Origin of the sequence: Psychrobacter sp. Ps7, from assembly GCF_022129225.1 — a bacterium.
In the GTDB taxonomy this organism is placed as follows: Bacteria; Pseudomonadota; Gammaproteobacteria; order Pseudomonadales; family Moraxellaceae; genus Psychrobacter; species Psychrobacter immobilis_A.
In genome coordinates this window covers 1-23,839 of sequence record NZ_JADQAH010000005.1, presented here as the reverse complement: position 1 = coordinate 23,839, position 23,839 = coordinate 1, and the positions used below count along the sequence as shown (strand labels likewise).

Annotated in this window: 18 protein-coding genes, 1 other RNA gene and 1 pseudogene; 9 read left to right on the top strand and 11 right to left on the bottom strand. The window is 43.3% G+C overall.

Features of this window, described 5'->3' with window-relative positions; all coding sequences use genetic code 11:
- Positions 1–23: 23 nt before the first annotated feature.
- Positions 24–2,804: a heavy metal translocating P-type ATPase gene (locus tag I3257_RS03140; protein WP_238048792.1), complete on the top strand. Its 2,781-nt coding sequence runs from the start codon at positions 24–26 to the stop codon at positions 2,802–2,804.
- A gap of 203 nt (positions 2,805–3,007) precedes the next feature.
- Here the strand turns inward: I3257_RS03140 and I3257_RS03135 are convergent, their stop codons facing one another.
- Complete coding sequence (locus I3257_RS03135) at positions 3,008–3,730, bottom strand: Bax inhibitor-1/YccA family protein (protein ID WP_045445091.1); 723 nt, start codon at positions 3,728–3,730, stop codon at positions 3,008–3,010.
- 299 nt (positions 3,731–4,029) lie between these two features.
- Between I3257_RS03135 and I3257_RS03130 the strand changes: the two genes are divergently transcribed.
- Both I3257_RS03130 and I3257_RS03125 read left to right on the top strand, forming a co-directional pair.
- Positions 4,030–5,034, top strand: a complete 1,005-nt coding sequence (locus I3257_RS03130) for an NAD(+) kinase (RefSeq protein ID WP_227675922.1) — start codon at positions 4,030–4,032, stop codon at positions 5,032–5,034.
- Between the two features lie 53 nt (positions 5,035–5,087).
- On the top strand, positions 5,088–5,399 hold the full coding sequence (locus I3257_RS03125) for a DUF1315 family protein (protein ID WP_045451872.1): 312 nt from the start codon (positions 5,088–5,090) through the stop codon (positions 5,397–5,399).
- A gap of 86 nt (positions 5,400–5,485) precedes the next feature.
- On the opposite strand, the gene I3257_RS03120 is transcribed toward I3257_RS03125, so the two are convergent.
- From I3257_RS03120 to I3257_RS03100, 5 genes and pseudogenes are all read right to left on the bottom strand, one after another.
- On the bottom strand, positions 5,486–5,860 hold the full coding sequence (locus tag I3257_RS03120; protein ID WP_045445094.1) for a HopJ type III effector protein: 375 nt from the start codon (positions 5,858–5,860) through the stop codon (positions 5,486–5,488).
- Positions 5,861–5,983: 123 nt separating this feature from the next.
- A pseudogene (gene csrA / locus I3257_RS03115) lies at positions 5,984–6,151 on the bottom strand (carbon storage regulator CsrA); the annotation flags it as partial.
- Positions 6,152–6,520: 369 nt separating this feature from the next.
- A complete protein-coding gene (locus I3257_RS03110; RefSeq protein ID WP_201614053.1) occupies positions 6,521–7,807 on the bottom strand; it encodes an aspartate kinase in 1,287 nt (428 codons plus the stop codon).
- 325 nt (positions 7,808–8,132) lie between these two features.
- The gene (alaS, locus tag I3257_RS03105; RefSeq protein WP_238048791.1) at positions 8,133–10,805 is read right to left on the bottom strand and encodes an alanine--tRNA ligase; all 2,673 of its coding nucleotides are present in this window, start codon (positions 10,803–10,805) and stop codon (positions 8,133–8,135) included.
- Positions 10,806–10,969: 164 nt separating this feature from the next.
- The gene (locus I3257_RS03100; RefSeq protein WP_238048790.1) at positions 10,970–12,745 is read right to left on the bottom strand and encodes a DUF389 domain-containing protein; all 1,776 of its coding nucleotides are present in this window, start codon (positions 12,743–12,745) and stop codon (positions 10,970–10,972) included.
- A 290-nt stretch (positions 12,746–13,035) separates the two neighbouring features.
- Between I3257_RS03100 and I3257_RS03095 the strand changes: the two genes are divergently transcribed.
- Positions 13,036–13,248, top strand: coding sequence for a hypothetical protein (locus tag I3257_RS03095; RefSeq protein ID WP_238048789.1), 213 nt, complete (start codon positions 13,036–13,038; stop codon positions 13,246–13,248).
- Positions 13,249–13,379: 131 nt separating this feature from the next.
- On the opposite strand, the gene I3257_RS03090 is transcribed toward I3257_RS03095, so the two are convergent.
- Entirely contained in the window at positions 13,380–14,819 is a 1,440-nt protein-coding gene (locus I3257_RS03090; protein ID WP_238048788.1) for a L,D-transpeptidase family protein, read from the bottom strand.
- A 290-nt stretch (positions 14,820–15,109) separates the two neighbouring features.
- Between I3257_RS03090 and prmB the strand changes: the two genes are divergently transcribed.
- Positions 15,110–16,276 carry a 50S ribosomal protein L3 N(5)-glutamine methyltransferase gene (gene prmB / locus I3257_RS03085; protein ID WP_201604719.1) on the top strand — a complete coding sequence of 389 codons (1,167 nt, stop codon included), beginning with the start codon at positions 15,110–15,112 and terminating at the stop codon, positions 16,274–16,276.
- 136 nt (positions 16,277–16,412) lie between these two features.
- Positions 16,413–17,516, top strand: coding sequence for a chorismate synthase (gene aroC / locus I3257_RS03080; protein WP_238048787.1), 1,104 nt, complete (start codon positions 16,413–16,415; stop codon positions 17,514–17,516).
- A 151-nt stretch (positions 17,517–17,667) separates the two neighbouring features.
- Here aroC and I3257_RS03075 read toward each other — a convergent pair whose 3' ends face one another.
- The 3 genes from I3257_RS03075 to I3257_RS03065 form a co-directional block, all read right to left on the bottom strand.
- Positions 17,668–17,868, bottom strand: a complete 201-nt coding sequence (locus I3257_RS03075; protein WP_238048786.1) for a hypothetical protein — start codon at positions 17,866–17,868, stop codon at positions 17,668–17,670.
- A 178-nt stretch (positions 17,869–18,046) separates the two neighbouring features.
- Complete coding sequence (gene creC, locus I3257_RS03070) at positions 18,047–19,873, bottom strand: two-component system sensor histidine kinase CreC (protein WP_238048785.1); 1,827 nt, start codon at positions 19,871–19,873, stop codon at positions 18,047–18,049.
- 69 nt (positions 19,874–19,942) lie between these two features.
- Positions 19,943–20,734: a response regulator gene (locus tag I3257_RS03065; protein WP_238048784.1), complete on the bottom strand. Its 792-nt coding sequence runs from the start codon at positions 20,732–20,734 to the stop codon at positions 19,943–19,945.
- 373 nt (positions 20,735–21,107) lie between these two features.
- Between I3257_RS03065 and I3257_RS03060 the strand changes: the two genes are divergently transcribed.
- Both I3257_RS03060 and ssrA read left to right on the top strand, forming a co-directional pair.
- Complete coding sequence (locus I3257_RS03060; protein WP_238048783.1) at positions 21,108–21,773, top strand: dienelactone hydrolase family protein; 666 nt, start codon at positions 21,108–21,110, stop codon at positions 21,771–21,773.
- A gap of 85 nt (positions 21,774–21,858) precedes the next feature.
- Positions 21,859–22,236: a transfer-messenger RNA gene (gene ssrA / locus I3257_RS03055) on the top strand.
- A gap of 77 nt (positions 22,237–22,313) precedes the next feature.
- On the opposite strand, the gene I3257_RS03050 is transcribed toward ssrA, so the two are convergent.
- A complete protein-coding gene (locus I3257_RS03050) occupies positions 22,314–23,309 on the bottom strand; it encodes a GerMN domain-containing protein (protein ID WP_238048782.1) in 996 nt (331 codons plus the stop codon).
- A 105-nt stretch (positions 23,310–23,414) separates the two neighbouring features.
- On the opposite strand from I3257_RS03050, the gene I3257_RS03045 reads away from it, so the two are divergent.
- Complete coding sequence (locus I3257_RS03045) at positions 23,415–23,768, top strand: IS630 transposase-related protein (RefSeq protein WP_238048781.1); 354 nt, start codon at positions 23,415–23,417, stop codon at positions 23,766–23,768.
- Positions 23,769–23,839: the final 71 nt, after the last annotated feature.

The following is a 23,839-nucleotide window of genomic DNA, read 5'->3' as shown; positions in this document are numbered from 1 at the left end:
GTCTAAAGGAAGTAAGCGCGATTATGTCCAATGTCCCATCATCAATGGCATCGACCACTAGCCAGCATTATGAAGATAACTCTATCATCGAAGGTTTAGTACTGCCACTCGCAGGTCACTGTTTCCACTGCGGTGATCCTGTACCGCAGCCGCCGTTCCATGCCAAGATATTGGGTAAGCCGCGTGAGATGTGCTGTATGGGCTGTCAGTTAGCCTCTCAAAGTATCGTAGAGGCAGGGCTGGAGCAGTATTATCTGGACCGCTCAGAGATTAATCGCACGGCAAGTCTACCGACGCAGTTGACTCGCCTTGAGGCGTATGACCATGATGAGATCAAATCACAATTCGTCTATGCTCAAGACGGACTGTCGGTTGCAGAGCTGTCCGTCAATAACCTACGCTGCGCGGCATGTACTTGGCTAATTGAGTCGCGTCTCGATGAGTTAGAGGGCATCAGTAAATGTCAGGTGAATTTGACCAATCAGCGTATGCGTGTGATTTGGAACGAGGATAAGCTGCCGATTAGCCGTATTCTTGCCACCATTAATGAAATAGGCTACGAGGCCAAGCCTTATCGTCAAGATACGCATGAGGCGATGCTGGCGCGTCATAACAATCAAATGTTAATACGGCTCGGCATTGCCGCGTTGGGCTCGATGCAAGCGATGATGTATGCCGTTGCCATCTATTTTGGTGAATACAGCGATATGCTAATATTTCAGCGTGATTTTTTGCGCTGGGTATCTTTATTTGTCAGTACGCCCGTTTTCTTCTATGCGGGTGTCCCGTTCTTTACCTCAGCGTGGTCGGCAATTCGTGCCCGTCAAGTCAATATGGATGTGCCCGTCAGTATCGCGCTGATTGTGACTTTTTTCGCGAGCCTATATGCCACCATCACTGGTCAAGGGGAAACCTATTATGATTCGGTCAGTATGTTTATTTTCTTTTTACTGGCAGGGCGTTACATTGAACATAATGCCCGCCTAAAAGCCGCCACCATGGCCAATGACTTGGTCGTGGTTGAGCCAGTACTGGTACAAAAAATTGCGGAAGATAAAGAAGCCGCCGCGCTTATATTACAGCAGTTAAAGAAAAATGAGCTCGAGAAAACAGCTGTAAATGAAGACGTGAGTAATCAAGTCAGTAATTTGGATACAAATGAGGCGAGCACATCAGCCAATCCAACGCCTAATTTTATGCAAAGCATGGATGCCAATGTTCATCAGCTCACATCAAAAATTGCACAAGACTGGCAACGCGCACGTACTAAACAATCAGCCATATCAACAACAGCAGATGAGGCAGAAGAAAAACAAATGGTCACCGCCCATAGTTTGCAAGTGGGTGATATCATTTTAGTTGAGGCTGGCTCTGAAATCATCAGCGATGGTATTTTGCTGAGTCAGACTGCTACCGTGTCGCAAAGCCTATTGACGGGTGAGGGCGACTTGATTATCAAGAGCCAAGGTGACTATATCGTTGGCGGTGCACAAAACGATAGCCAACCGTTTGAGATGCTGGTCACAGCATTGCCAGCAGACAGCCAAATTGGCTTGATTGATCGGCTGATGAACCGTGCCATGAGTGAAAAGCCCAAACTGGCACAGCAAGCCGATAAGCTGGCACGTTGGTTTGTGGCGCGTATTTTGGTCTTGTCTGTCTTGGTATTCATTGGCTGGTATATCGTTGACCCAAGTCAAGCGATTTGGGCTACGGTCGCGGTATTGGTCGCGACTTGCCCTTGTGCGCTGTCTTTAGCGACACCGATTGCGCTGACGGTCGCGACCAATCGACTGGCAAGCTATGGCTTTTTGACGACGCGTGGACATACGCTACAAACTTTAGCGGAAATCACTCATGTCGCCTTTGATAAAACAGGCACTTTAACTTATGGTAAGCCTAATTTATTAAATATTGAGCTGCTTAAAGATAATGGTGTTTTAAGCAATACAGACGAGCAAAAAGATACGGTATTAGCCATCGCTGCGGCTCTAGAAGTAGGGAGCCGTCATCCTATTGCACACGCGCTGCTTACCGCTGCCTATCAGTTGCATTTGCCATCGACGCAGGCCTTACAGCATTATCCAGCAGGCGGTGTCGAGGCAATGATTGATGGCGTATTATATCGAATTGGTCATGTGGATTTTGCGTTAAACGATGCTGATAATGATATGGTCATTGATTTAGTATCACAGCGCGCCAGCTCAGCAGTGGTTTTATCTTGTCAACAAAATGACTCGGTCACTTGGCAAGCGCTGGCATGCTTCTATTTCAATGATAAGGTGCGTGATAGTGCCAAAGCCATGCTCGATACGCTTAAAGAGTTGGGTATTGAGACAGTTATGTTGACTGGTGACCCAAGCCCGCAAGCGCTGGTATTGGCTGAAAGCTTAGGGATGCATTCTGCTTACAATGGTCTATCGCCAACAGACAAGGTTACTCACATTCAAAAACTACAGGCGGAAGGTGGCGTAGTGTTGATGGTGGGAGATGGTATTAATGATGCGCCAGTGCTAGCCGCAGCAGATGTCTCGACTTCTATTGCGGGGGCGGCAGATTTGGCACAAGTATCGAGTGACAGTATTATCTTAAATGGTCAAATCGACGCTATTACTGCGGCTAAGCGTATCTCTGATAAAACGGAACGTATTATCAAACAAAACTTCCGCTGGGCACTGATTTATAATGGCAGTGTGCTAATACCAGCAGCGTTAGGCTATGTGCCACCTTGGCTGGCTGCTATTGGTATGTCATTAAGTTCATTGTTTGTGGTTTTAAATGCGCTGCGCTTAAAGCGTGCTTAATACCCATTCAAAAAACGATTAGCTGCGTCAAACTTACTTAGCCTACTAATGTAGTACTGAGATTAATCTTCCTTGCTAATCAAGTTTTTGCAAACAGTATGTCTATCATAAGTATTTAACTTTACCCATAAAAAAACCGCCTTTAACTATATGAATAGCCAAGGCGGTTTTTTTATTTAAATGACTGTTAAATAGTATTTAGATTAGTCTTGCAAGTAGCTAAGCAAACGCATAAATTCAATGTACATCCATACAAGCGTGGCAAGTATACCAATACTGAATAACCATTCGTAGTCTTCTGATACGCCCATTGCCACACCGCGATCGATATTATCGAAGTCTAATAACAGCGTAAAAGAAGCAATAATAATCACAAATAAGCTAAAGCCGATAGCGATAGCACCACCTTCAAATAAGAAAGGTAAGCTTGAACCAAACGCTAAAGAAAGTACCCATTGCGCCACATAAACTAGCATAATCGCAATCAATGCTGAAGTCACAATTGAGCGGAACTTTTCAGTCACCTTGACCAGACCTGAGCGATATAGCCCTAACATAACGGCTGCCGTCACAAAAGTGGCACACATAGCGGTCACTGGCACGCTTGGATACATCCGCATAAAGAACAGCGAGATGCCACCTAAAAATATGCCTTCTAACAGTGCATAAGGCACCGCAAAGGTTTTGGCCTTATGTGGTTTAAAAGTGATAAAAAGCGCGAGACCAAAAGCGGCAAACATACTACCGAAGGCAGCCATCGTAATAAAGCCTTGCGACAAGCCTGCCATAAGGGCATAAAAGAAAAAGCCCACACCAGTGATCGCAGATAATCCAAGTAATAGACTGGTCTTTTGAATCACGCCCTTGACCGTCATTGGCTTACCGCCGATCGCAAGTTCTGCGCGACTGACAATAGGATTGGCCATAAAGTTGTCCTTAATAAAATATAAATAATAGTGATGCTAGCTACTTTAGCAAAACCGCCATTATTGTCAACTGTGTTTACGTGACAGCCATCAAGGCCTCACGACCTTATGGAGCTATTATTAGTTGATGTATTTTGGCGTATTGCCTAGCTAAACAAACACGTTTAAGAGTAACGTGCGATGGCTTTTATATGGGGTTGATTACGACAGTTAACAACGATAATTCATAAACATGCTAGTCTAAACGCTCGTTTATCGCTATCATTGGCGAGTACTTTACCGTTATGCCGAGTCGTTTTATGGAAAACTCAGCGCAATCCGCAAGATTGCCGCACTTACATGAATCAGAGCTGTTCCACGCTATCAAAAACCCTGCTTTTAGGCGTATTGGGCTCATGGGCCGCGCTGGTAAACGCAGTGTCACTCAAAGCTTGGTGCAAATTGCCCAGACTATCAATGAGATGAATCTCACATTGATTATGGATGTGCAGACGGCGAACTTGCCTACTTTGAACCTTACTGAGATTGAAAAGGTCAAAATCGTTAAGCGTAGTCTAATCGGCGAGATTTGTGATTTGGTTATCGTTGTTGGCGGTGATGGCTCGATATTGCACGCGGCTGAAGCGTTGGCACGCTACCGTGTACCCGTGCTCGGCGTCAACCGTGGTCGGCTTGGTTTCTTAGCGGATGTAAAACCTGATGAAGCGGCGTTTAAATTGCGCCAAGTATTGATGGGTGATTATCAGTTGGATCATCGTTTTCTATTGACGATGGAGATACGAGAAGGGCGCACTATTATTCATGAAGATATGGCGCTCAATGATATCGTATTGCATGCGGGAAAATCGGTTCATATGATTGATTTTCAGATGAAAATCGATGGTCAAGATGTCTACCGTCAGCATAGTGATGGTTTGATTGCAGCAACGCCTACCGGTTCAACGGCCTATGCACTCTCTGGTGGCGGGCCCATCATCCATCCGAGTATGGATGCTATCTGTTTGGTGCCCATGCATCCCCATACGCTGTCTAGCAGACCGATTGTGGTGAGCGGTAATAGCGAAGTATGCATTCGCATTCATGAAGACAATCGCACTCAGCCGATGGTTAGCGCAGACGGCAAGCCAAGCGTGCCACTTGAGCAAGAGCAACGTCTCTATATTCGTAAGCATCCAGATAAGCTTACTTTATTGCACCCGCCAGGGTTTGATTTTTATGAAGCTTGTCGCACCAAATTGCACTGGAACGTCCATGCTGAGGAATTCAGTCTTGACGTGGATGATGATATTATGGACGACGAATAAGTGTCTCTTTTATATAAAAACGTTATAAAAAATAGTGGTGGAGAGTAGGTAGGATGGATAAGCAAACGATATTAGCAAGTTTAACGCCAGAAGTGGTGGATAAATTCCGCATGGCGATTGAGTTGGGTAAGTGGCCTGATGGTCGTAAGCTGACCGCTGAGCAGCGCGAGACCTGTATGCAAGCGGTGATGGTGTGGGAGCACGAGCATCTACCACCTGCTGAGCGCACAGGCTATATTCATAAGCCAGTCAAAGACGATGGCTCTATTGTCGGGGCAGAATGTGATGTCGAGCATGAGCATCATTATCCAAACATGCCTAATCCTAAAGGTGCGGTACAACCCGTCAAGTTTCGTGATAAATAGGCTGTTGGCTAAGTTTTATGATAAAAAATGAAGCACATAAAAAAGGCCACGCTAATCAGCGTGGCCTTTTCTTATTTAATAACTTTTTAAAGCGCCGTCGTATCAACACTAGGGCGAACCGTTAGTGGGTTTTTTTGCATCAAAAACCCTTGCCAGCCCCAATGTAAAAAATTGCGGATATTGGCATGGTCAGTACCGTTAGGAGTTGCTTGAACTTTGGCATAATGCTCGCCAAACAGTTTTAGCGTGTCCAATTGATTCAGACCATGGTGCTTGGCAAAGCCAAAAATTTTCGCACTACCTTCATTTTCACCAGCTGCATTGTGTACCATACCGTTCACAAACGGGGCAGGTGCGTAGCGATAAAAATCATCAATAAAACTGATGACATCATTGAATCCAATGGCTTTTTTATCCAAACCATTAAGTAGAGCCGATACATCTGATTGGCGGATACTCATAAATAAATGACCTCAGAGCAGATTAAAAAAGTGAAAGTATGTAACTTAGCGATTGAAATAGTCTTCGTCATCAAATGAAGGCGCAAAATTGCCTTGCTCAAGATGTTGCATTTGCGACTGTACAGAACGCTCATGCTGAATACGTTGGTAAATCTCTTCGCGGTGTACGGCAATATCTTTCGGTGCATTGACACCGATACGTACTTGATTGCCTTTGACACCTAGGACAGTCACACTGACCTCATCACCAATCATTAGCGTTTCGCCCACGCGGCGTGTCAAAATTAACATGCGTCACACTCCTTATGTCGCATCAACAAATTATTACTCATCAGATTACTTCTCAATTGCAGGACATTACCGCAGCCCTAGAAAGACAATGTATCAATGAAAATCACAATGCTTACTGTTGTGCCAATAGCGGTAATGATAGGTAGATTCATTTAGCCCAAATGAAAGCCCCATTATAGGGGGCATAACAGAGACTGTCACGGGTTTTCACAAAACTATTGGGTAAATAGTTACCCTAGCAATAATAAAAAATAAAAATAGGATCTAAAAAGACCCTATTTAATTTAATACATTGTTGAAAGTAATTGATACTGACTTAATGCATAACTGTTGATGCTAAATCGATTATTTTAAGCGTTTTAAAATAAGTTATAGCCCAGCGATTTTACTTTCGCCATCTTCACGATCCAGACCAAATGCGGTATGTAGTGATTTAACGGCTTTTTCTAAATACTGTTCTTGGATAAGGACAGACACTTTGATTTCGCTGGTTGATATCATTTGAATATTGATATTGTTTTCAGCAAGCGTTTGGAACATGAGGCTCGCAACACCAGCATGAGAGCGCATGCCGACGCCGACTAAAGAGACTTTGACGACTTCATCATTAGCCAATATCTCTTTAGCACCGATCTCATCTTTGACTTCATTTTCCAGTACTTTCATGGTTTTGTCCATGTCAGTACGGTTGACAGTAAAAGTAAAGTCGGTGGTGCCGTTGGTAGAGAGGTTTTGCACTATCATATCAATTTCAATATTGGCACGACCAATCGGGCTTAGGATAGCAGAGGCAATACCAGGATGATCAGGTACACCGCGCACGACTATTTTTGCTTCGTCTCGATTAAAAGCGATACCTGAGATGATTGCCTGTTCCATATTGTCTCCTTCGTCTATCGTAATTAGGGTGCCGACATTGTCTTGAAATTCTTGGTCGAAGCTACCATCGTTGTTTTCATCAAAGCTAGATAATACGCGCAGTGGTACACCATATTTACCGGCGAATTCTACCGAACGAATCTGTAAAATCTTAGAGCCAAGACTTGCCATCTCCAGCATTTCTTCAAAGGTAATTTTTTCAAGTTTCTTGGCTTTTGAGGTCACACGAGGGTCAGTGGTATAAACGCCATCAACATCGGTATAAATCTGACATTCATCAGCACCCAAGGCAGCAGCAATAGCGACACCTGTGGTATCAGAGCCGCCGCGCCCTAATGTGGTCGCATTGCCTTCGTCGTCAATACCTTGAAAACCTGCGACGATGACGACATTGCCTGCATCGAGTTGCGCGCGGATATTTTTGTCATCGATGCTTTCGATACGGGCTTTATTGTGGGCATTATCGGTCTTAATCGCGACTTGACGACCAGTAAATGAACGAGCGCCTATACCAAGCTCTTTAATCGCCATAGCAAGCAATGAAATCGATACTTGCTCACCGGTTGAGACCATTTGGTCGTATTCACGGGGATCAGGCTGAGTGCTAATTTGGCGTGCTAGATCAATCAAACGGTTGGTTTCGCCGCTCATGGCAGAGACGACAACAACTATTTGATGACCGTTGTCATGCCAGCGTTTGACTCGTTTGGCGACGTTTTTGATGCGGTCGATACTGCCCATCGAGGTGCCGCCGTATTTCTGTACTATTAACGCCATAAAAATCTACCTATTATTCATTAATGGCCTTTTATTATCATCAATGAGAGCCAATATGCGGATGTGACGCTCAATCAATGCTTGTATAGATAAAGCCGTATTATAAGAATTGCGCCCATGCTTTTTGTTTATGTATTCAGTAGTGCTGACTAGGTAATGCACGCACGATGCATATAAACGTTGACCTTTATATCATATCTACGTCACAACGTTAAGTGCCCGTAGCGCTTAGATACATGGCGATTGGTTATAACCGTTATAACCAATCGCGTATTTTATGCGTAGTAGACCCAAGTGATGCTATGTATTCATGTATTTTTCAGGACTAGCTAAGCTGAGTTTCAATCCAAGCAGGTAGGGCGTTGATAACCGCGGTACTGTTGCCAGACTTTGGCGCGCCGCCTTGTGCGTAATCTGGCTTACCACCACCTTTACCGCCCAGCTCACTTGCCAAATGACGAATGATATCACCAGCTTTTACTTTAGCGGTGACTGATTTTGCCACGCTTGCAGCTAGGGCTAACTGTTCGTCTTTATCACCAATCAATACAATCACGCTATCAGGTAGTTTAGATTTAATATCGTCCATCAGGGTACGGATAGATTTGCCGTCGATACCGCTTAAGGTACTGATAAGCACGGGCGTGCCTGCGATGGTCTGTACTTCATCAAGCAAATTAGCTGCTTGGGCGCTGGCGATTTTTTGCTCTAAACGCTCTAGTTGTTTCTCAAGTTCGCGCTGCTTATCCGCCATGGTACGCACGCGCTGTGCCACTTCAGGACGTTTTACTTTTAGCTGACTAGCAAGCTCGCTCAGCTGCTGCTCACTTTGCTGAATATTTTTAATTGCATTCATGCCAGTGACAGCTTCAATACGGCGGATGCCAGCAGCGATACCTGATTCGCTGGTAATTTTTAGCACACCGATATCACCAGTACGTTTAACGTGCAAACCACCACAAAGCTCAATAGAGAAGGGCTTGCGCTGACCATCGACAATACTGTCAGTGCCCATGGTTAAGACGCGAACGTCACTGCCATATTTTTCGCCAAACAATGCCATCGTACCTTGTTTCATCGCTTCGTCGATGGACATATTCTCGATGCGAGCAGGGGTGTTGGCTTGAATTTGCTCATTGACTAAGCGTTCGATACGCGTAATTTCAGCAGTGCTGACGGGCTTGTCATAGGAGAAATCGAAACGTAAGACTTCGCTTGATACTAGCGAGCCTTTTTGCGTGACCGCGTCGCCCAATACTTCTCTTAATGCGGCATGCAATAGATGCGTGGCAGAGTGGTTTTTAGCACTAGCCGCACGGATGCTGGACAAGACTTGCGCATCGGCTGTTTGTTTGGTGTTAATGTCACCCATGATCACGACACCGTAATGGATGATGGCTTGACCAGATTTTTTGGTATCTTGCACTTCAAAAACGCCAGTTGCAGTGCGGATTTCGCCAAGCTCACCAACTTGACCACCACCTTCAGCATAAAACGGTGTACGGTCAAGTACCACGACGCCTTCCATGCCCTCAGCTAAGCTGGCTGCTGGATTGCCATCTTGATACAGCGCATCAATCGTCACGCCATCTTCTGCAAGCTGCTCATAACCGATAAAGGTCGTTGGGTTTTCTACTTGAATGACACTGCTATAATCAACGTCGAATTTGCCAGCATCACGAGCACGCTCACGTTGCGCTTGCATATGCTCATCAAATTCAGCTTCATCAATAACAATACCGCGCTCACGAGTGATATCCGCAGTCAAATCGACCGGGAAACCATAAGTATCGTACAGTTTAAATGCGGCTTCCCCAGATAACGTGTCGCCATCTTTTAGACCTTCCAGCTCGCTGGCAAGTAGACGTAAGCCTTGTGCCAAAGTTTTGGCAAACTGTGCTTCTTCCTTTTGAATGGCATTTTCAATGACGCTTTGCTTATCTTTTAGCTCAGGATACGCCGTACCCATTTCAGCAACCAAAGGCGCGACCATTTTATAGAAAAACTCACTGTCAGCACCAAGTTTATTGCCATGACGTACCGCACGACGAATGATACGGCGCAGTACATAACCACGACCTTCGTTGCTTGGTGTCACGCCATCAGCAATCAAAAATGAAACGGCGCGAATATGGTCAGCGATGACTTTTAATGACGATTGTTGCTGGTTTTCAATCTCTAAAATCTCAGCCGCCGCATCCATTAAGTGGACAAACAAATCTATCTCGTAGTTGCCATGAACGCCTTGCATGATGGCGCTGATACGCTCAAGTCCCATGCCAGTATCTACGCTTGGCGCTGGTAGCGGCAGCATAGAGCCGTCTTTTTGACGATTAAATTGCATAAAGACACAGTTCCAAATCTCGATATAACGGTCGCCATCTTCTTCAGGTGTGCCCGGCAAACCGCCTTCGATATCGGCACCATGGTCATAAAAGACTTCGGTACAAGGGCCGCAAGGGCCAGTGTCACCCATCGTCCAAAAGTTGTCTGAGGCGTAAGGCGCGCCTTTATTATCGCCAATACGAATAATGCGCTCGCTAGGAATACCGATGTCTTTATGCCAAATATCAAAGGCTTCGTCGTCAGTCTCATAAATGGTCACATACAAGCGATTTTTATCGATTGCTAGCCATTCATCTGAGGTCAAAAACTCCCAAATATAGCCAATACCTGCTTGCTTAAAGTAGTCACCAAAAGAGAAATTACCGAGCATTTCAAAGAAGGTATGATGGCGCGCCGTATAGCCAACATTGTCCAAATCGTTATGCTTGCCGCCAGCACGTACGCACTTTTGCGACGTCACCGCACGGGTATAATCACGTGGCTCCATACCCAAAAACGTTTCTTTAAATTGATTCATACCAGCATTGGTAAATAGCAATGTCGGGTCATTGTGTGGAATCAAACTCGATGAGGCGACGGGGGTGTGCTGCTTGCTTATGAAAAAATCGATAAAAGCTTGACGAATATCGGCTGAGCGAAATGGCTGGCTCACAGCGGCTCCTTACTGGCGAATAGAATTGAGTAAAATAATTTTGCAAACGATTTTAGCACAAACGCCCAAGCTCTTGGTACAAGAGTTACAACGGCTAGGTTATTCTACGCATGTAGATGCTCGATGGATTTGTAGCGCATCTTAAAGCCAGTTGGTCAAAAAAGCTAATTGGTCAAAATCGCCGCATCAGTCTCGTCCAGTTTATCTTGTATCAATGGATTGGACTCAATGACTTGTACTGGCAAGTAGCGTAGCTGTAGCTTAATAGGTAAATATTCAGGGAAATTCTCTGCCATATCTTGAGTAATGACGGTTTCGATTTGCTGTACATCGTATGAGGTAGGCGTCGTTTCTCCGCGAATGACCGCACGTACGACTTTATTTTCTTCTGAGGTATCAAACTGAGTATTGGTCAGCACGTTGCCTTTGTCGATAAAGTAGCTATTGATAGCTTCTTTGACGCTACTCTCAAAAACCTGTTGTTTGGCGTTGGTCTGTAGGTTGATGGTCAAATATGTCCCCAATCCGCCCAATAATAATAAAGTCACCGCATTACGGCGTAAAAAGGTCAAATAGGTGCTGGATTTATAATCGTCATCGACCAAACGGCGAAAGCCTAATAACCAAAGTACTAAAGCATTGGTAAACTGGATAGCAATAATATTGGTTAGCGCCAGTAGCAGTGCCCCAAGTCCAAGCTGAGTCTCGCCATTGGCAAATAATATCCCACTCGCGGCAAGAGGTGGCACCAATGCAGTGGCTACCGCCACGCCGACCACTGCCACTGATAGGTGCGGTGAAACCATCGCATAAGCACCAGCAGTACCACCCGCTAGAGCAATCATTAAATCCATCGAGGTTGGCTGAGTGCGCGATAATATCTCTGCGGTCAATGGCTGATCTTTGTGTAACCAGCCGACAATAAAACCAACCAATACCACCAATGATACGCCGACGATAACCGTAATCAGTGATTTACGTAGCAATGGCATACGATGATCAATAATCGCTAACGCTATGCCAGTAATGGGACCTAACATCATGGCAACCAACATGGCGCCAATGACGACGGCAGCTGAATTGGTCACTAACCCATAACTGGCGATGATGGCAGAAAGTATATTCATAATGAAATACATTTTGCTAGGCAGAGCGTTGGCCTCGATTCTGACCCGTACTTCTGGATAGTCTACCTTTTGATTGCTAAATTGCTCGGCAACAAATTGCTTATAAGACTCCAATTTAGCTTCTTTTTTTTCTTTAATCTCGTCTTCTAGTTCTTCCTGATTATCGACTTTATCTTTTACAGTATTTTTTACGATAGTGTCATTATTTTTCGGTGTGTCTGGCTGTTTATCAATTGAGGACGGTTTTGTGTTGTCACTATTTGCTTTGCTTTCTTGCTGAGGGCTATCAGAGATAGGATAAGTGCTCTGTGCATCAGCTGGGGCAATACCCTCTGCTTCTACCGTTACCTCAGCGTCAGCATCTTTTTGAGACGTTTGCTCGGAAGCGCTATCTTCTTCTGCTTGAGCATGCTCTGCTGATGCATTTTCTAGATTTTTATGATTGGGCGCTGTTATCGATTTTAACGATTCATTGAATAGTGGTGTCTCAAGCCCAGTGATTTCAAGTTTAGTTGTTTCAGACTCATTGTCGGGCTTGGCGGTTTCTAACGTTGCCACTACCTCGTCAGCACCAATGGACTTTATCGCTATCGTTGTTTCAGGCGGCTGCGCACAAGCCATATCCTCGCCACAGTCATTGTCATCACGAATCTCTGAGCTTTTTGAAGACTCAGTATGTTCGACAGTGCTATCTAGTACAGAGCTACCATCTGCGTCAGTTAGCGCCGCTTTTTTGTCTGGATAATTGACTGTGCTTGAAGCATCTTTTATAACTGAAGAATCATTAGAGGGTTTGTTTTCAGATGAGGTCATGGCAGAGGGCTTTCTTAAAAAGTAAAAGAAAGACATTATTGTAATGATAAAAACAGGACAACGTATGGGTTTTTTACCACTAAATAGAGAGCAGTGTCATTAAATAGTAATACTTAAAATAGTAAAATTATGCATCATTAACTTATAACAATGAAAACCTTAACTTTAACAGGGTTTTTATGCTTAGTCACTTACTATAGCTGGCTCGCAGGTTTATAGGAAATACTTACTTTCTTTGTGGGTTTAGTGTATAAAGGTACTATATCCACAATAAAAATGAGGAATAAGTTATGAACTGGCCATTATTCTCTGTTATCTATTCAATCGCAGCAACTGTTACCATTGGCGTTTTTATGATTGGCGCTTTAGTCACAGGTTTTAATGAAATACTTCATATCCAAATAGCAGTAGCATTGGGCATTTTGGTGTCTATCCCTGCAGGCATGTTTTTTACCAAAAAAGTTGGTAGCATCACTGGTAATGAAGAAGGCTATAAAGCATAAAAGCGAATAATGTTGTCAATTTAAATGAATAAGTCCGATTATCAGCCATAAAAAAAGACCTTGATAGCAAGGTCTTTTTTTTATTCATCATTTATGACTTATTAGTTAAGCTCAATTTATTTAAGCTCAATTTATTTAAGCTCAACGGTTGCGCCATTTTCAATATTGGCATAAACCTCTAACACATCCCAGTTAGTCAAACGCACACAACCTGCAGAGGCTTGGCGACTGATGCCTTCAGGCTTTGGTGAACCATGAATACCATATGAAGGTTTAGACAAGCCCATCCATACGACGCCAACAGGGCTATTTGGTCCTGGTGGTAGCATATGTATTTGTTTGTCTGCGCCTTTACCAACGGTTGCTTTATACCAAGGCATTTTCACCTTGTTAATGATTTTAAATGAACCTTGTGGCGATGGTGTGGCATCGCTACCGATTGTCGTTGGGTAAGTAGCCACCAGCTTATCGCCGTTATAAGCATATAATGTCTTATCGGCTTTATTGGCAACCACACGGTTAATGCGCTGCTTAAGTGGTGCACGGGTATTTAAAACAGTGATGGTTTCGCCCGCTTTATACTGCTTATTTTTATTGAGCTTATCTAAATAACGCACATCCATATGGAAGCGCTCACCAAACATCTCTTTAATGTCTTGATAGTATAAGCCTTTCATTTTGGACTTAGCTTCTGAACCTGCAGGTGTGCTGGCAAAGTTGGTCTTAATATCATCTTCAGTGATGGTGTAGGTCACGAGCACTGGTTTATTCGCTGGGATATTTTTATTTAACGCATCCCACGTTTTTTGATCCATTTTGCCCGTCGCTGGAAGACCTTTCATGGTTTGGAAGTTGATCAGCGCTTTTTTACTGTTCATGCCCCAGCCGCCATCGATGGCACCAGGAGAAGCATGGTTCCAATCAAGCAGTGCCTGCATTTTGATTGTCATTGCCGAGTTAACTTTCATATTCGGTGTCCATGTGGCACCGTTTACCTGTTTGGCGTAATTCGACAAATTCAGCGTCGTATGTTTTTTACCATTAACATCTTCGATGCTTTTGATAGAAGTATCTGCTGGGCTAGCATCAGATATGGCTACGGTAGGGGCAGCGACGGCTTGACCTTCACTAATATCGTCAGTGCTATCAGACTGCACATCTTTACGAGCCAGTTCTTCTACCGTCATGTTATCAGCACTGACTGCTTGTTGCGCTGTCTCTACATCGACTTCCTGCTTTTCGTCAATTAGCTGAGTCATACGGTCAGGCGTATTAGGCTTTAAAGCAGGCGTGGCTACGACAGGAGCACGACCATCGATTGAGCTACTGCGATTCTCTTGTACATCAAGGCTAACTTTTTTGGCAATGCTAGGCATTGAGTCAGCGGTTCGTACTGGTAAGGTGCGCGTATTATCAGCAGGTGCGGCAACGGCGCTGACACTGGCAGTAACGATAGCAATTGATATAGCGGTAATAAGAGGCTTCATTTTCATCATATTGGGATACTTATGGTTATAACTAATGGGGCTATTATGCGCATAATTTGAATGCTTCGCAAACTTTTGACACATCTTTTTTCATTAAAGTCTTGCCAAACGTCAACCGTTGACGTATTCACTACAGTTGGGCAATAACTGAGCGAGAGTATGCATAAGATGATGCGCTATTCTTACTTACAATCCTCATTATTCACATTGTTTTTAGAACCATTTTTATGAATATAAAACTGCAAAAATTGGCGCAACTTAGCGTTTATGTCTATAATGGTGAATAAATTTTTATTTAATAGATCGGCTTTTAATAAAAGGCGTTTTAACCCATCCGCATGTAGTCAGTGAACATGTAATCAGCAAGGTGCGATATGTCAGAAGACCAAACAATGAGCGCAGAAGAGTTTCAAAATCAATACTTCAATGACGATGGTCTAGAGAGTGAAATGGTGTTTGATTTAGAGAGTGGGATTCTGGGTGAAGACGATCAATTTGCCAATTTGCCTGCAGAATTAGAAGAGGCCCGCGAGCAATTGGTCAGTATTCGTGATTTTATTCGCTTTTCGGTCACCCAGCTTCGTAATTATGATGTGGTCGTTGCACAAGGTACCACCGATGAGTTTGCTGAAGCATCCGCCATTGTTTTGCATTCTCTGGCTTTAGACTGGTCAGCCAATGAGCAGATTCTCGATTGTCGCTTGACCACCTCAGAGAAGCAGTTGGTACTGAGTTTGTTAGAAGAGCGTATCGCTGAGCGCAAACCATTAAGTTATTTGATTAATTTATCATACTTCTGTGATTTGCCTTTTTATGTCGATGAGCGGGTGCTAATTCCAAGATCGCCTATCGCAGAATTGATTCGTCAGCAGTTCCATCCATATTTTGATGTCAATGAGCTTGCCAAACCACTTGGTAAGAGCGTCAACGAGCAGGCTGCTGTATTTTATGATCACGGTTTAGAGGTCAAGCAGCTGTCGCAGCCTGAGCGTATTTTAGATTTATGCACTGGTTCTGGTTGTATTGCTATTGCGCTTGCGACGCGTTTCGTTGATGCGCTGGTTGATGCTGTTGATATCGATAAAAGTGCGCTTGAAGTAGCCATGGTTAACGTCGATCATCATGATCTTGGGCATCAGGTTAATGTGATTGAGTCCGATCTGTTTGCTAAGATTCCTGCTGAACACCAGTATGAGCTGATCGTCACCAATCCGCCATATGTTGATGCGGCTATTATGGCAGAGCTGCCACCTGAATTTTTATATGAGCCAGAGCATGCGCTAGCCGCGGGTCAAGATGGGCTGGATTTGGTGCATCGTATTTTGTTTGAAGCGCCAGATTATCTAAGTCCAGAAGGCTTGCTTGTCTGCGAAGTGGGCGATAGCGAATGGGCATTAAAGCAAGCCTATCCTGAAATTCAGTTTGATTGGTTGAAATTTGCCCACGGTGGTCACGGTGTCTTTGCGATTACTTATGATGAGCTCATGGCGCATCGTGAGCTGTTCAATGCTTACGTGCAACTGTTAGATAGCATTCAATAGAACTGTCAGGTAATAGAGCTATCGAGTACTAGAACTGTTGAGTACTAGAACTGTTGAGTACTAGAACTGTTGAGTAATAAAACCATCGAGATTTACGCGATACTCAAAAAGTGACTTCATTTATTTAAGGATAAATATGGCAGGCAATAGCATTGGACAGGTTTTTACGGTCACCACGTGCGGCGAGTCGCATGGTGCAGGTCTCATGGCAATCGTCGATGGCGTGCCACCGGGTTTAACCTTATCTGCAGATGATTTACAAATCGATTTAGATCGCCGCAAACCGGGCACGTCTAAATACTCTACCCAGCGCCGCGAGTCCGATGAAGTTGAGATTATCTCTGGCGTTTTTGAAGGTAAAACGACTGGTACGTCTATTGGCCTGCTGATTCGTAATACCAATCAAAAGTCCAAAGACTATGGCGAGATTAAAGACACGTTTCGCCCCGGTCATGCCGACTATACCTATAGCATGAAATATGGCTTTCGTGATTATCGTGGCGGCGGGCGTTCCTCAGCGCGCGAGACTGCGATGCGCGTGGCGGCAGGTGCTATCGCTAAGAAATATCTACAAGAGCGCTTAGGTGTGCAAGTCCGTGGTCATGTCACCCAAATTGGCAATGAATACAGCAATGTTCTAGACTCAAGCCAAATTGATTGGGACTTTGTGAATAGCAATCCGTTTTTTTGCGCCGATGTTGATGCTGTCAGTCGTTTTGAGACCTTAATAGACAGTTTGCGCCGTGAAGGCACTAGCTGCGGTGCCCGTCTTGAGATTATCGCTAGCGGTGTGCCAGTCGGACTTGGCGAGCCAGTATTTGATCGTTTGGATGCAGATATTGCCCATGCGATGATGAGTATCAACGCGGTCAAAGGCGTTGAGGTCGGCGACGGCATGGCAGTGGCAGGACAGTTCGGTCATAGCTCTCGTGATGAGCTGACGCCAGACGGTTTTACTGCCAATCATGCTGGTGGTATTTTGGGCGGCATCTCGTCAGGGCAAGACATCCGTGTCAGTATTGCGCTTAAGCCAACCTCTAGCATTACCACGGCTGGCAAGAGTATCAATATACAAGGCGAGTCGGTTGATATGCTGACCAAAGGTCGTCATGATCCTTGTGTTGGGGTACGTGCCACGCCTATCGCAGAAGCCATGCTGGCTATTGTCTTGCTCGATCATTATTTGCGCCATCGCGGTCAAAATGCGGATGTTGAGCCGCCAGTAGCATCTATTACTTAGATTGTTTACCGTAAAATTATAAACCCTCTATCATTTCTAACTAGCGTTTCTAACTAGACATGATAGAGGGTTTTTTTTGACTGATTTTTATAAATAATTAACAAGCCAGCAACTTAGTTGATAAGATTTAATCAGTAAATTGAATGAATTTTTAAGCCGCTACTTGATAGTGGTCAATAGCCACACATTGCTGGTGGCGAAATACCAATATCAGTTGTTGACTGGGAATGGCTAACCAATGCCCAAAAGCGATACTATCAATCCCTTCACCTGACAGCGCTTGTAGGCAAAAATGACGACTACCGCCTAAACAGTTTTTTATAATTTGATTTGGTTCAATAGCGTCTTTCATGGTCTTTCTATCCTTAATATGGGTTACGAATTTGAATAACGCTATCGTAAAACAAGCAGATAGAAAACCTGTGTAGGAATGATGGAAAATCCATGAACTGGCATTATTGCTAATCGAAAATAATTTAATGAGTTTGAGTAACTGTCTATCTCTATCTTATCTAAGCTAAGCCAAGCCTCTATCCTTTAGTCAAAGGCAAGGTAATACTAACCATCACGCCTGAATATCGCTTAATAGCAGCGTTTTTTTCATTACTATTGTGACTACTGTCATCGCTAGTTGCTTGAATATTAGTAATGGCAACATGACCGCCATGATGCTCAATAACTTGCTTCACAAGGGTTAAACCAAGGCCAGTGCCTTTTTTAAGGGTGTTGCTAGACAGGCTAGGCGGTGTTTGCGTAGTATCGGATGTTGAGTTATTCTCTGCTGAAAAGTTTGATAGATGCTCTGAGGTTTTTTCAGCAGCTTGGCTGTGATGCGATAAGCTAAAATAACGGTCAAACGCTTTATCAACGGCATACTCAGGGAGCAATTTACCATTATTAAAGATATCAATAGTCACAGTTTGCGCTGAACCATGTTGCGCGATGCTGTGCAGATAAATAGAAACTGTGCTATCGGCAAAATGAATGGCATTGTCCAATACATTTTGCAGCACTTGTACCAACCAAAACTGGTCAGCGAAAACGCTGGTATTTGCCAAGGCATCTGGTGATAAAGTCGCTGTTTCAGTCACCCGTTTATTATCAAGATAGATGTCGATAGGCGCTAGGTGCTGCTGTTGCAATTTAGCGCTATTGTCTTTTGCAAGGGTTTGCAACAACGGTAGTAGAGGGGTCAGCTGCCGATTCAGCTTAAAAGTCGGTTGCTCAACTTTGGCAAGTAATAGCAGCCGATCAATCAATTGTTGCATTTTGATACTTTGTTCACCAATGGACTGGATGAGCATCTGTTGATCTTCTTTATCGAGCCCGTCGTCTTCTAGCAACTCACTACTGGCACGAATGGCGGTCAAAGGACTTTTGAGCTCATGGGTCAGAGTATGAACATAGTCAGTGACATAGGCGCGATTTTCCAATCGATGTTTCATAGACTCAATGGTATCTGTTAGGCTATTAAGTTCATGACCTAAGTAAAAATAGGGTTTTTTGGTGTCTTCTGCCAGCGCACTGGTATATTGGGTCACAAGGCTGATACTTTGCTTGAGCCACCATGCGACCAGCCCTGCTAGTATAAGGGCAGCAATACTCATGAGCAGCGCTGTGATCAGCATGCGATTGCGCGTATCGTCCAAATAAGGCAACACGCTAGCGACAGGCTTGCCAACGCTGATGATACCAATCAAGTTGCCAGTTTCATCCTCTATTGGCTGTGCCACATACATGACCGTACCGTCGCGCTGATTATAATCTCGCGTTGTACTTCTCGCGCCATACTGACCATTTAACGTTAGATAGACATCATTCCAACGGCTGTAATCTTGTCCTTCATCATTGTCAGGTTCGGGTAGTGAGTCGTATATGACAATCCCTTTATCATCGGTGACATATATCCGAAAGCTGCTAGGGCTTTTATTTTTATATTCTGGATCTGTTGTTTTACTTATCGTGGGCGCACTGATAAATGCCGCATCGAGTTTAGTTTGGTACTCTTCATCGTATAATTGTCCTGAAGATAACGGCATCTGCAAACTTGCTGCCAGCAATTTGCTGGTATCTAACAACGTATCTTCGATGACTTGCTGCGCCGTCGGTTTGACATAACCAAACAGCTGAGTAAATGCGACCACACCGCAGATAATCAGCACTAACGCCAACGCGAGCCAAATCCTAAAAAATATACTTAAATTCAGCAGTCGTTTTGGTTTAGTCGTTTGCTGCGCGGTGCCGATAGGATGCAGTTTTGCATACCAATTGCTTTGGCTGGCATGCGCGCTGTTATCAGCCTTATTAATATGAGTATTAGGATGGCTGTTAGCACTATCGTTGGTTTTATGATTCATATTTTTAGGTGTATTATTTGACGTTATAGAAGGTCGGTTTTAATCAAAATATGGCTATAGGCACTGCAGCTAGGCGGGACACAAGGCGTAGCCCAAGCCGCGATGGGTATGGATAACATCGATGCTGGCATCGACAGTCGCCAGCTGCTTACGAATGGACTTGATATGACTGTCTATAGTTCTCGCCAAGCGATGATCGGGATAGTCGCTCACCGCGCTCAGCAGTTGCTCACGGCTAAAGACTTGATTGGGCGCTTTTAACAGGGTCAATAAGATTTTGCGTTCGGTGTTACTCAGCTCAAGCTTCTGCTCTTGCCACATTAACGAATAATTAAGCGGTTGGTAGTGCCAGATGCCAGACTGACATTCAAAGGTTAACGCCTGCCCCGACATATTGCTAGAAGAATTGTCATTAACGGTATTATCTGCTGCTGTATGATTAGTAGACTGCTGAGACAATAATTGCTCACGTCGCCAAATGGCTTTTAGGCGAGCAACCAACTCGCGCGGGCTAAATGGCTTGGCACAATAGTCATCGCCGCCCATCTCTAAACCCAAAATACGATCGACCTCATCGCTACGAGCCGTCAAGAAGATGATAGGAATGTCCTTTAAGCCAGCAATGTCAGGGGTGTGGCGTATCTGTTGACAGAGACTGAGACCATCGCCATCTGGCAACCCAACATCTAAAATAATCGCCGATAGATCTTGCGCTTCAGCGCTTTTATGTAAATTGCGCAGAAAAGGCAACACGTTACTGGCGTTATCAAGCCAAGTGATTTGCCAGCCTTCACGCTTGCAAGTGACTTTCAGTGACATCGCGATAGCAGGATCGTCTTCTACCAGTAAAATATGGGTCATAAGCTCTATATCGCTATATAAAGAAAAACTATTTAAGATGAAGGGGGTATTAATATCTAATGAGATACGAACATTGAAAAATGATAGTAGGGCATCATACAGTAGCTGGAGTCGGTAGCTAGAGTGTTATCTAAGTTGACGAATTTATCGTAGCACAAAAGTCGCACTCGCTTTTGCTATCAGGCCTTAAAAGATGTGAAAAGTTGATGGAAATTGGCATTATTAGCGAAGACTTTTTTGACTGGCGGTTTTGATGAAAGGCTGTAAAATAATCAGTATTATTATAAAAAATATTGAAATATAGTGCGAATGTCAGTTTTACTAAAAATAAGTTTGATGTACCTACCATTTTTATTTAAAGGAATTTAAAAATATGAGTGACTATTTAGATGCGGTCATCGTTGAGCATAATCCAACGCAAAAGAAGATAGATAGAGCCGTTATCTGGCTACATGGTTTGGGCGCGAGTGGTCATGATTTTGAGCCAGTGGTACCACAGCTCGGTTTAGCGGATGATATGGCAGTGCGTTTTATTTTTCCACATGCACCAAAGCGCCCAGTGACGGTGAATGGTGGTATGGTCATGCCAGCATGGTACGACATCTTAGAGATGAGCCTAGAGCGTAAAGTCGATGTCGCTCAGATTGAAGAGTCTGCGCAGCAAATCCGTGATTTGATCAGCCGTGAGATAGAGCGTGGTGTTAAGCCTGAACACATTGTAATCGCAGGATTTTCGCAAGGTGGGGCAGTGGCATATCATGTGGCACTTGGCTACCCGCAGCGTTTAGCTGGCTTGATGACACTCTCTACTTATCTAGCGACTAATGATAATATTAGCGCTGCTAATAAAGATATGCCAATATTGATTGAGCATGGTACGCATGATCCAGTTGTTCCTGTAATTTTGGGCGAGCAGGCGCAGCAGTTATTATCCGCTAAAGGCTATAATGTTGCTTATCATACTTATCCGATGGCTCATCAAGTTTGCATGCCGCAGATTCAAAATATCGGTAAATGGCTCAACAAAGTACTGGCTTAGAGAGTTCAGCTGTAACGTAATGTAATATAGATATTATATATGTTGAAAGTCGACGTATAAGTCCTATATAATAGATGACCTTATTGGGGATGTTCTGGCTTCGACGCTGGTAATGAAACTCAATGATGCATGTCGAGAGTATATGTTCTCTCGTTAATCAAACATATATTGTTATAGTCGCAAACGACGAAAATTACGCTCTAGCAGCTTAAACCCTGTTTACATGGTTTAAACCTGTTTACTTAGCTGCTGATCACCTACAGTTGGTCAACTAAGTTGAAGCGTCCGCATGTAGGCTCGCCACAAGTGATTGTCTCAATTGCTTGGGTTCAAAAGTAGAGAATCGTCCAATCCATCCTGACTGTCGGATCGGTGCGGATTAAAACTAAAGACAGAAACTAAACATGTAGATTCATGAGCGTAATGCTGGCGGACGCGGGTTCAACTCCCGCCATCTCCACCAAATATTAAAAATCCGATCACTTAATGTGGTCGGATTTTTTTTGGTTTAATTTTAAATGTAGATAGTTGAAATAAAAGTTAAAAGGGACAATCAACTGATTCTTCATTAGCAAAAAAAGTTATTTCGTAATTATAAGTATTATTGACGCAAATCTGTGCATCATTAACAGCATCAAATTGCTCGGCTGTTAAAGTGATAGCCATTGTAAAATCGATCACTTGCTGTGGCGATCTCAAATCTTTAGTTAAGTCATTAGCAGTAAAATGAATCTTAGCGATGTGGTTCTCAATTTTCACTGTAAAATTTTCATTGCCGAAATTACTAGACTCAAACCCTAGTTTTTTCTCTTCTGGTGTTAAACCGTTCAAGTATTCTTGAATAGTGTTCTTTAGTGGTGAATCTTTATCTACATGTCGAATAACATAGACATAGTCATCTATATTTGGGTTTATAAAGTATACTTTTACCGCTAGCTTATCTTTAATTGACTGCTTGCTCATTTTATTAAGATAGCTTTTATAGTTATAGGTATATATAGATGATATCTTAGTCATCATCGCATCAGCTAATTTAGGATTATCTCTTATAGTTGACTCTGTAGCAAAGCCCCATAAAAATGGCTTAGAACAACTATCTTTATTACAGATTAAGTTGATAACTTCATTTCCATTTGATAGTTGGACTCTAGAATTTGGAAAAATATTAGCCTCATAACTCTTGTTTTTATAATACATATTTGTAGTTGTAAAAAAATTATATTCAGTCGGAGATAATTCATGGACTTCTATAAGCGAAGGGTAAATTTCATATTCTTGGATTTTTATCTCTTTCTCGAATTTCTCAGAGTCTTTCCAGTAGGTGCATACAGTGTTATCTATATTATCTAGATTAAACTGTGCGCATTTTAATTGAGGTTTGGATGTTTTTAATGATTGCATTTTTAGTTTATCTAAAAAAATATCTTCTTTATTAGTCTGAGGTAGCACTGATTGATTTTTATTCTCCGCATTACTGCAACCTGCTAATGTAATAGATAATATTGTTAGTAAAATCCTATAAATATTATTTTTCATTTCTCATCTCTCAGGAAATCTTGGATCAAGTATAAGCTTACTATAGTCAGTTCTTTTTAAATAAGATACAATCGTTTTAAAACAAGCGAAATGGCAGAATAACAAATGACCTATTCAGCAGATTTTCGAGCACAAGTGATTAAAAGTGTCAAAAACAAAGACATGAGTATCCGTCAGGCTTGTACTTTTTATAATATTAGCAAAACCGCATTACAGCGCTGGCTCAAAGATTCAAGTATCAAACAAACCCGGAATAAACCACCGACTAAAATACCGAATGAAGCACTCTTAAAAGACGTTGAACAACATCCAGACGACTATCTGTATGAGCGAGCTAGGCGCTTCAACTGTAGTAAAACCGGCATGCACACTGCTTTAAAACGCCTAGGTATCAGCCAAAAAAAAGACCTTAGAGCATCCAAAAGCCTGTCTGATAAAAAGAGCGGCGTATCAGAGTAAGCTTGATCGCTTTACGCAGCAAGGCTATCCCATTGTGTATATGGATGAAAGCGGCTTTGAGGCTGAAACTA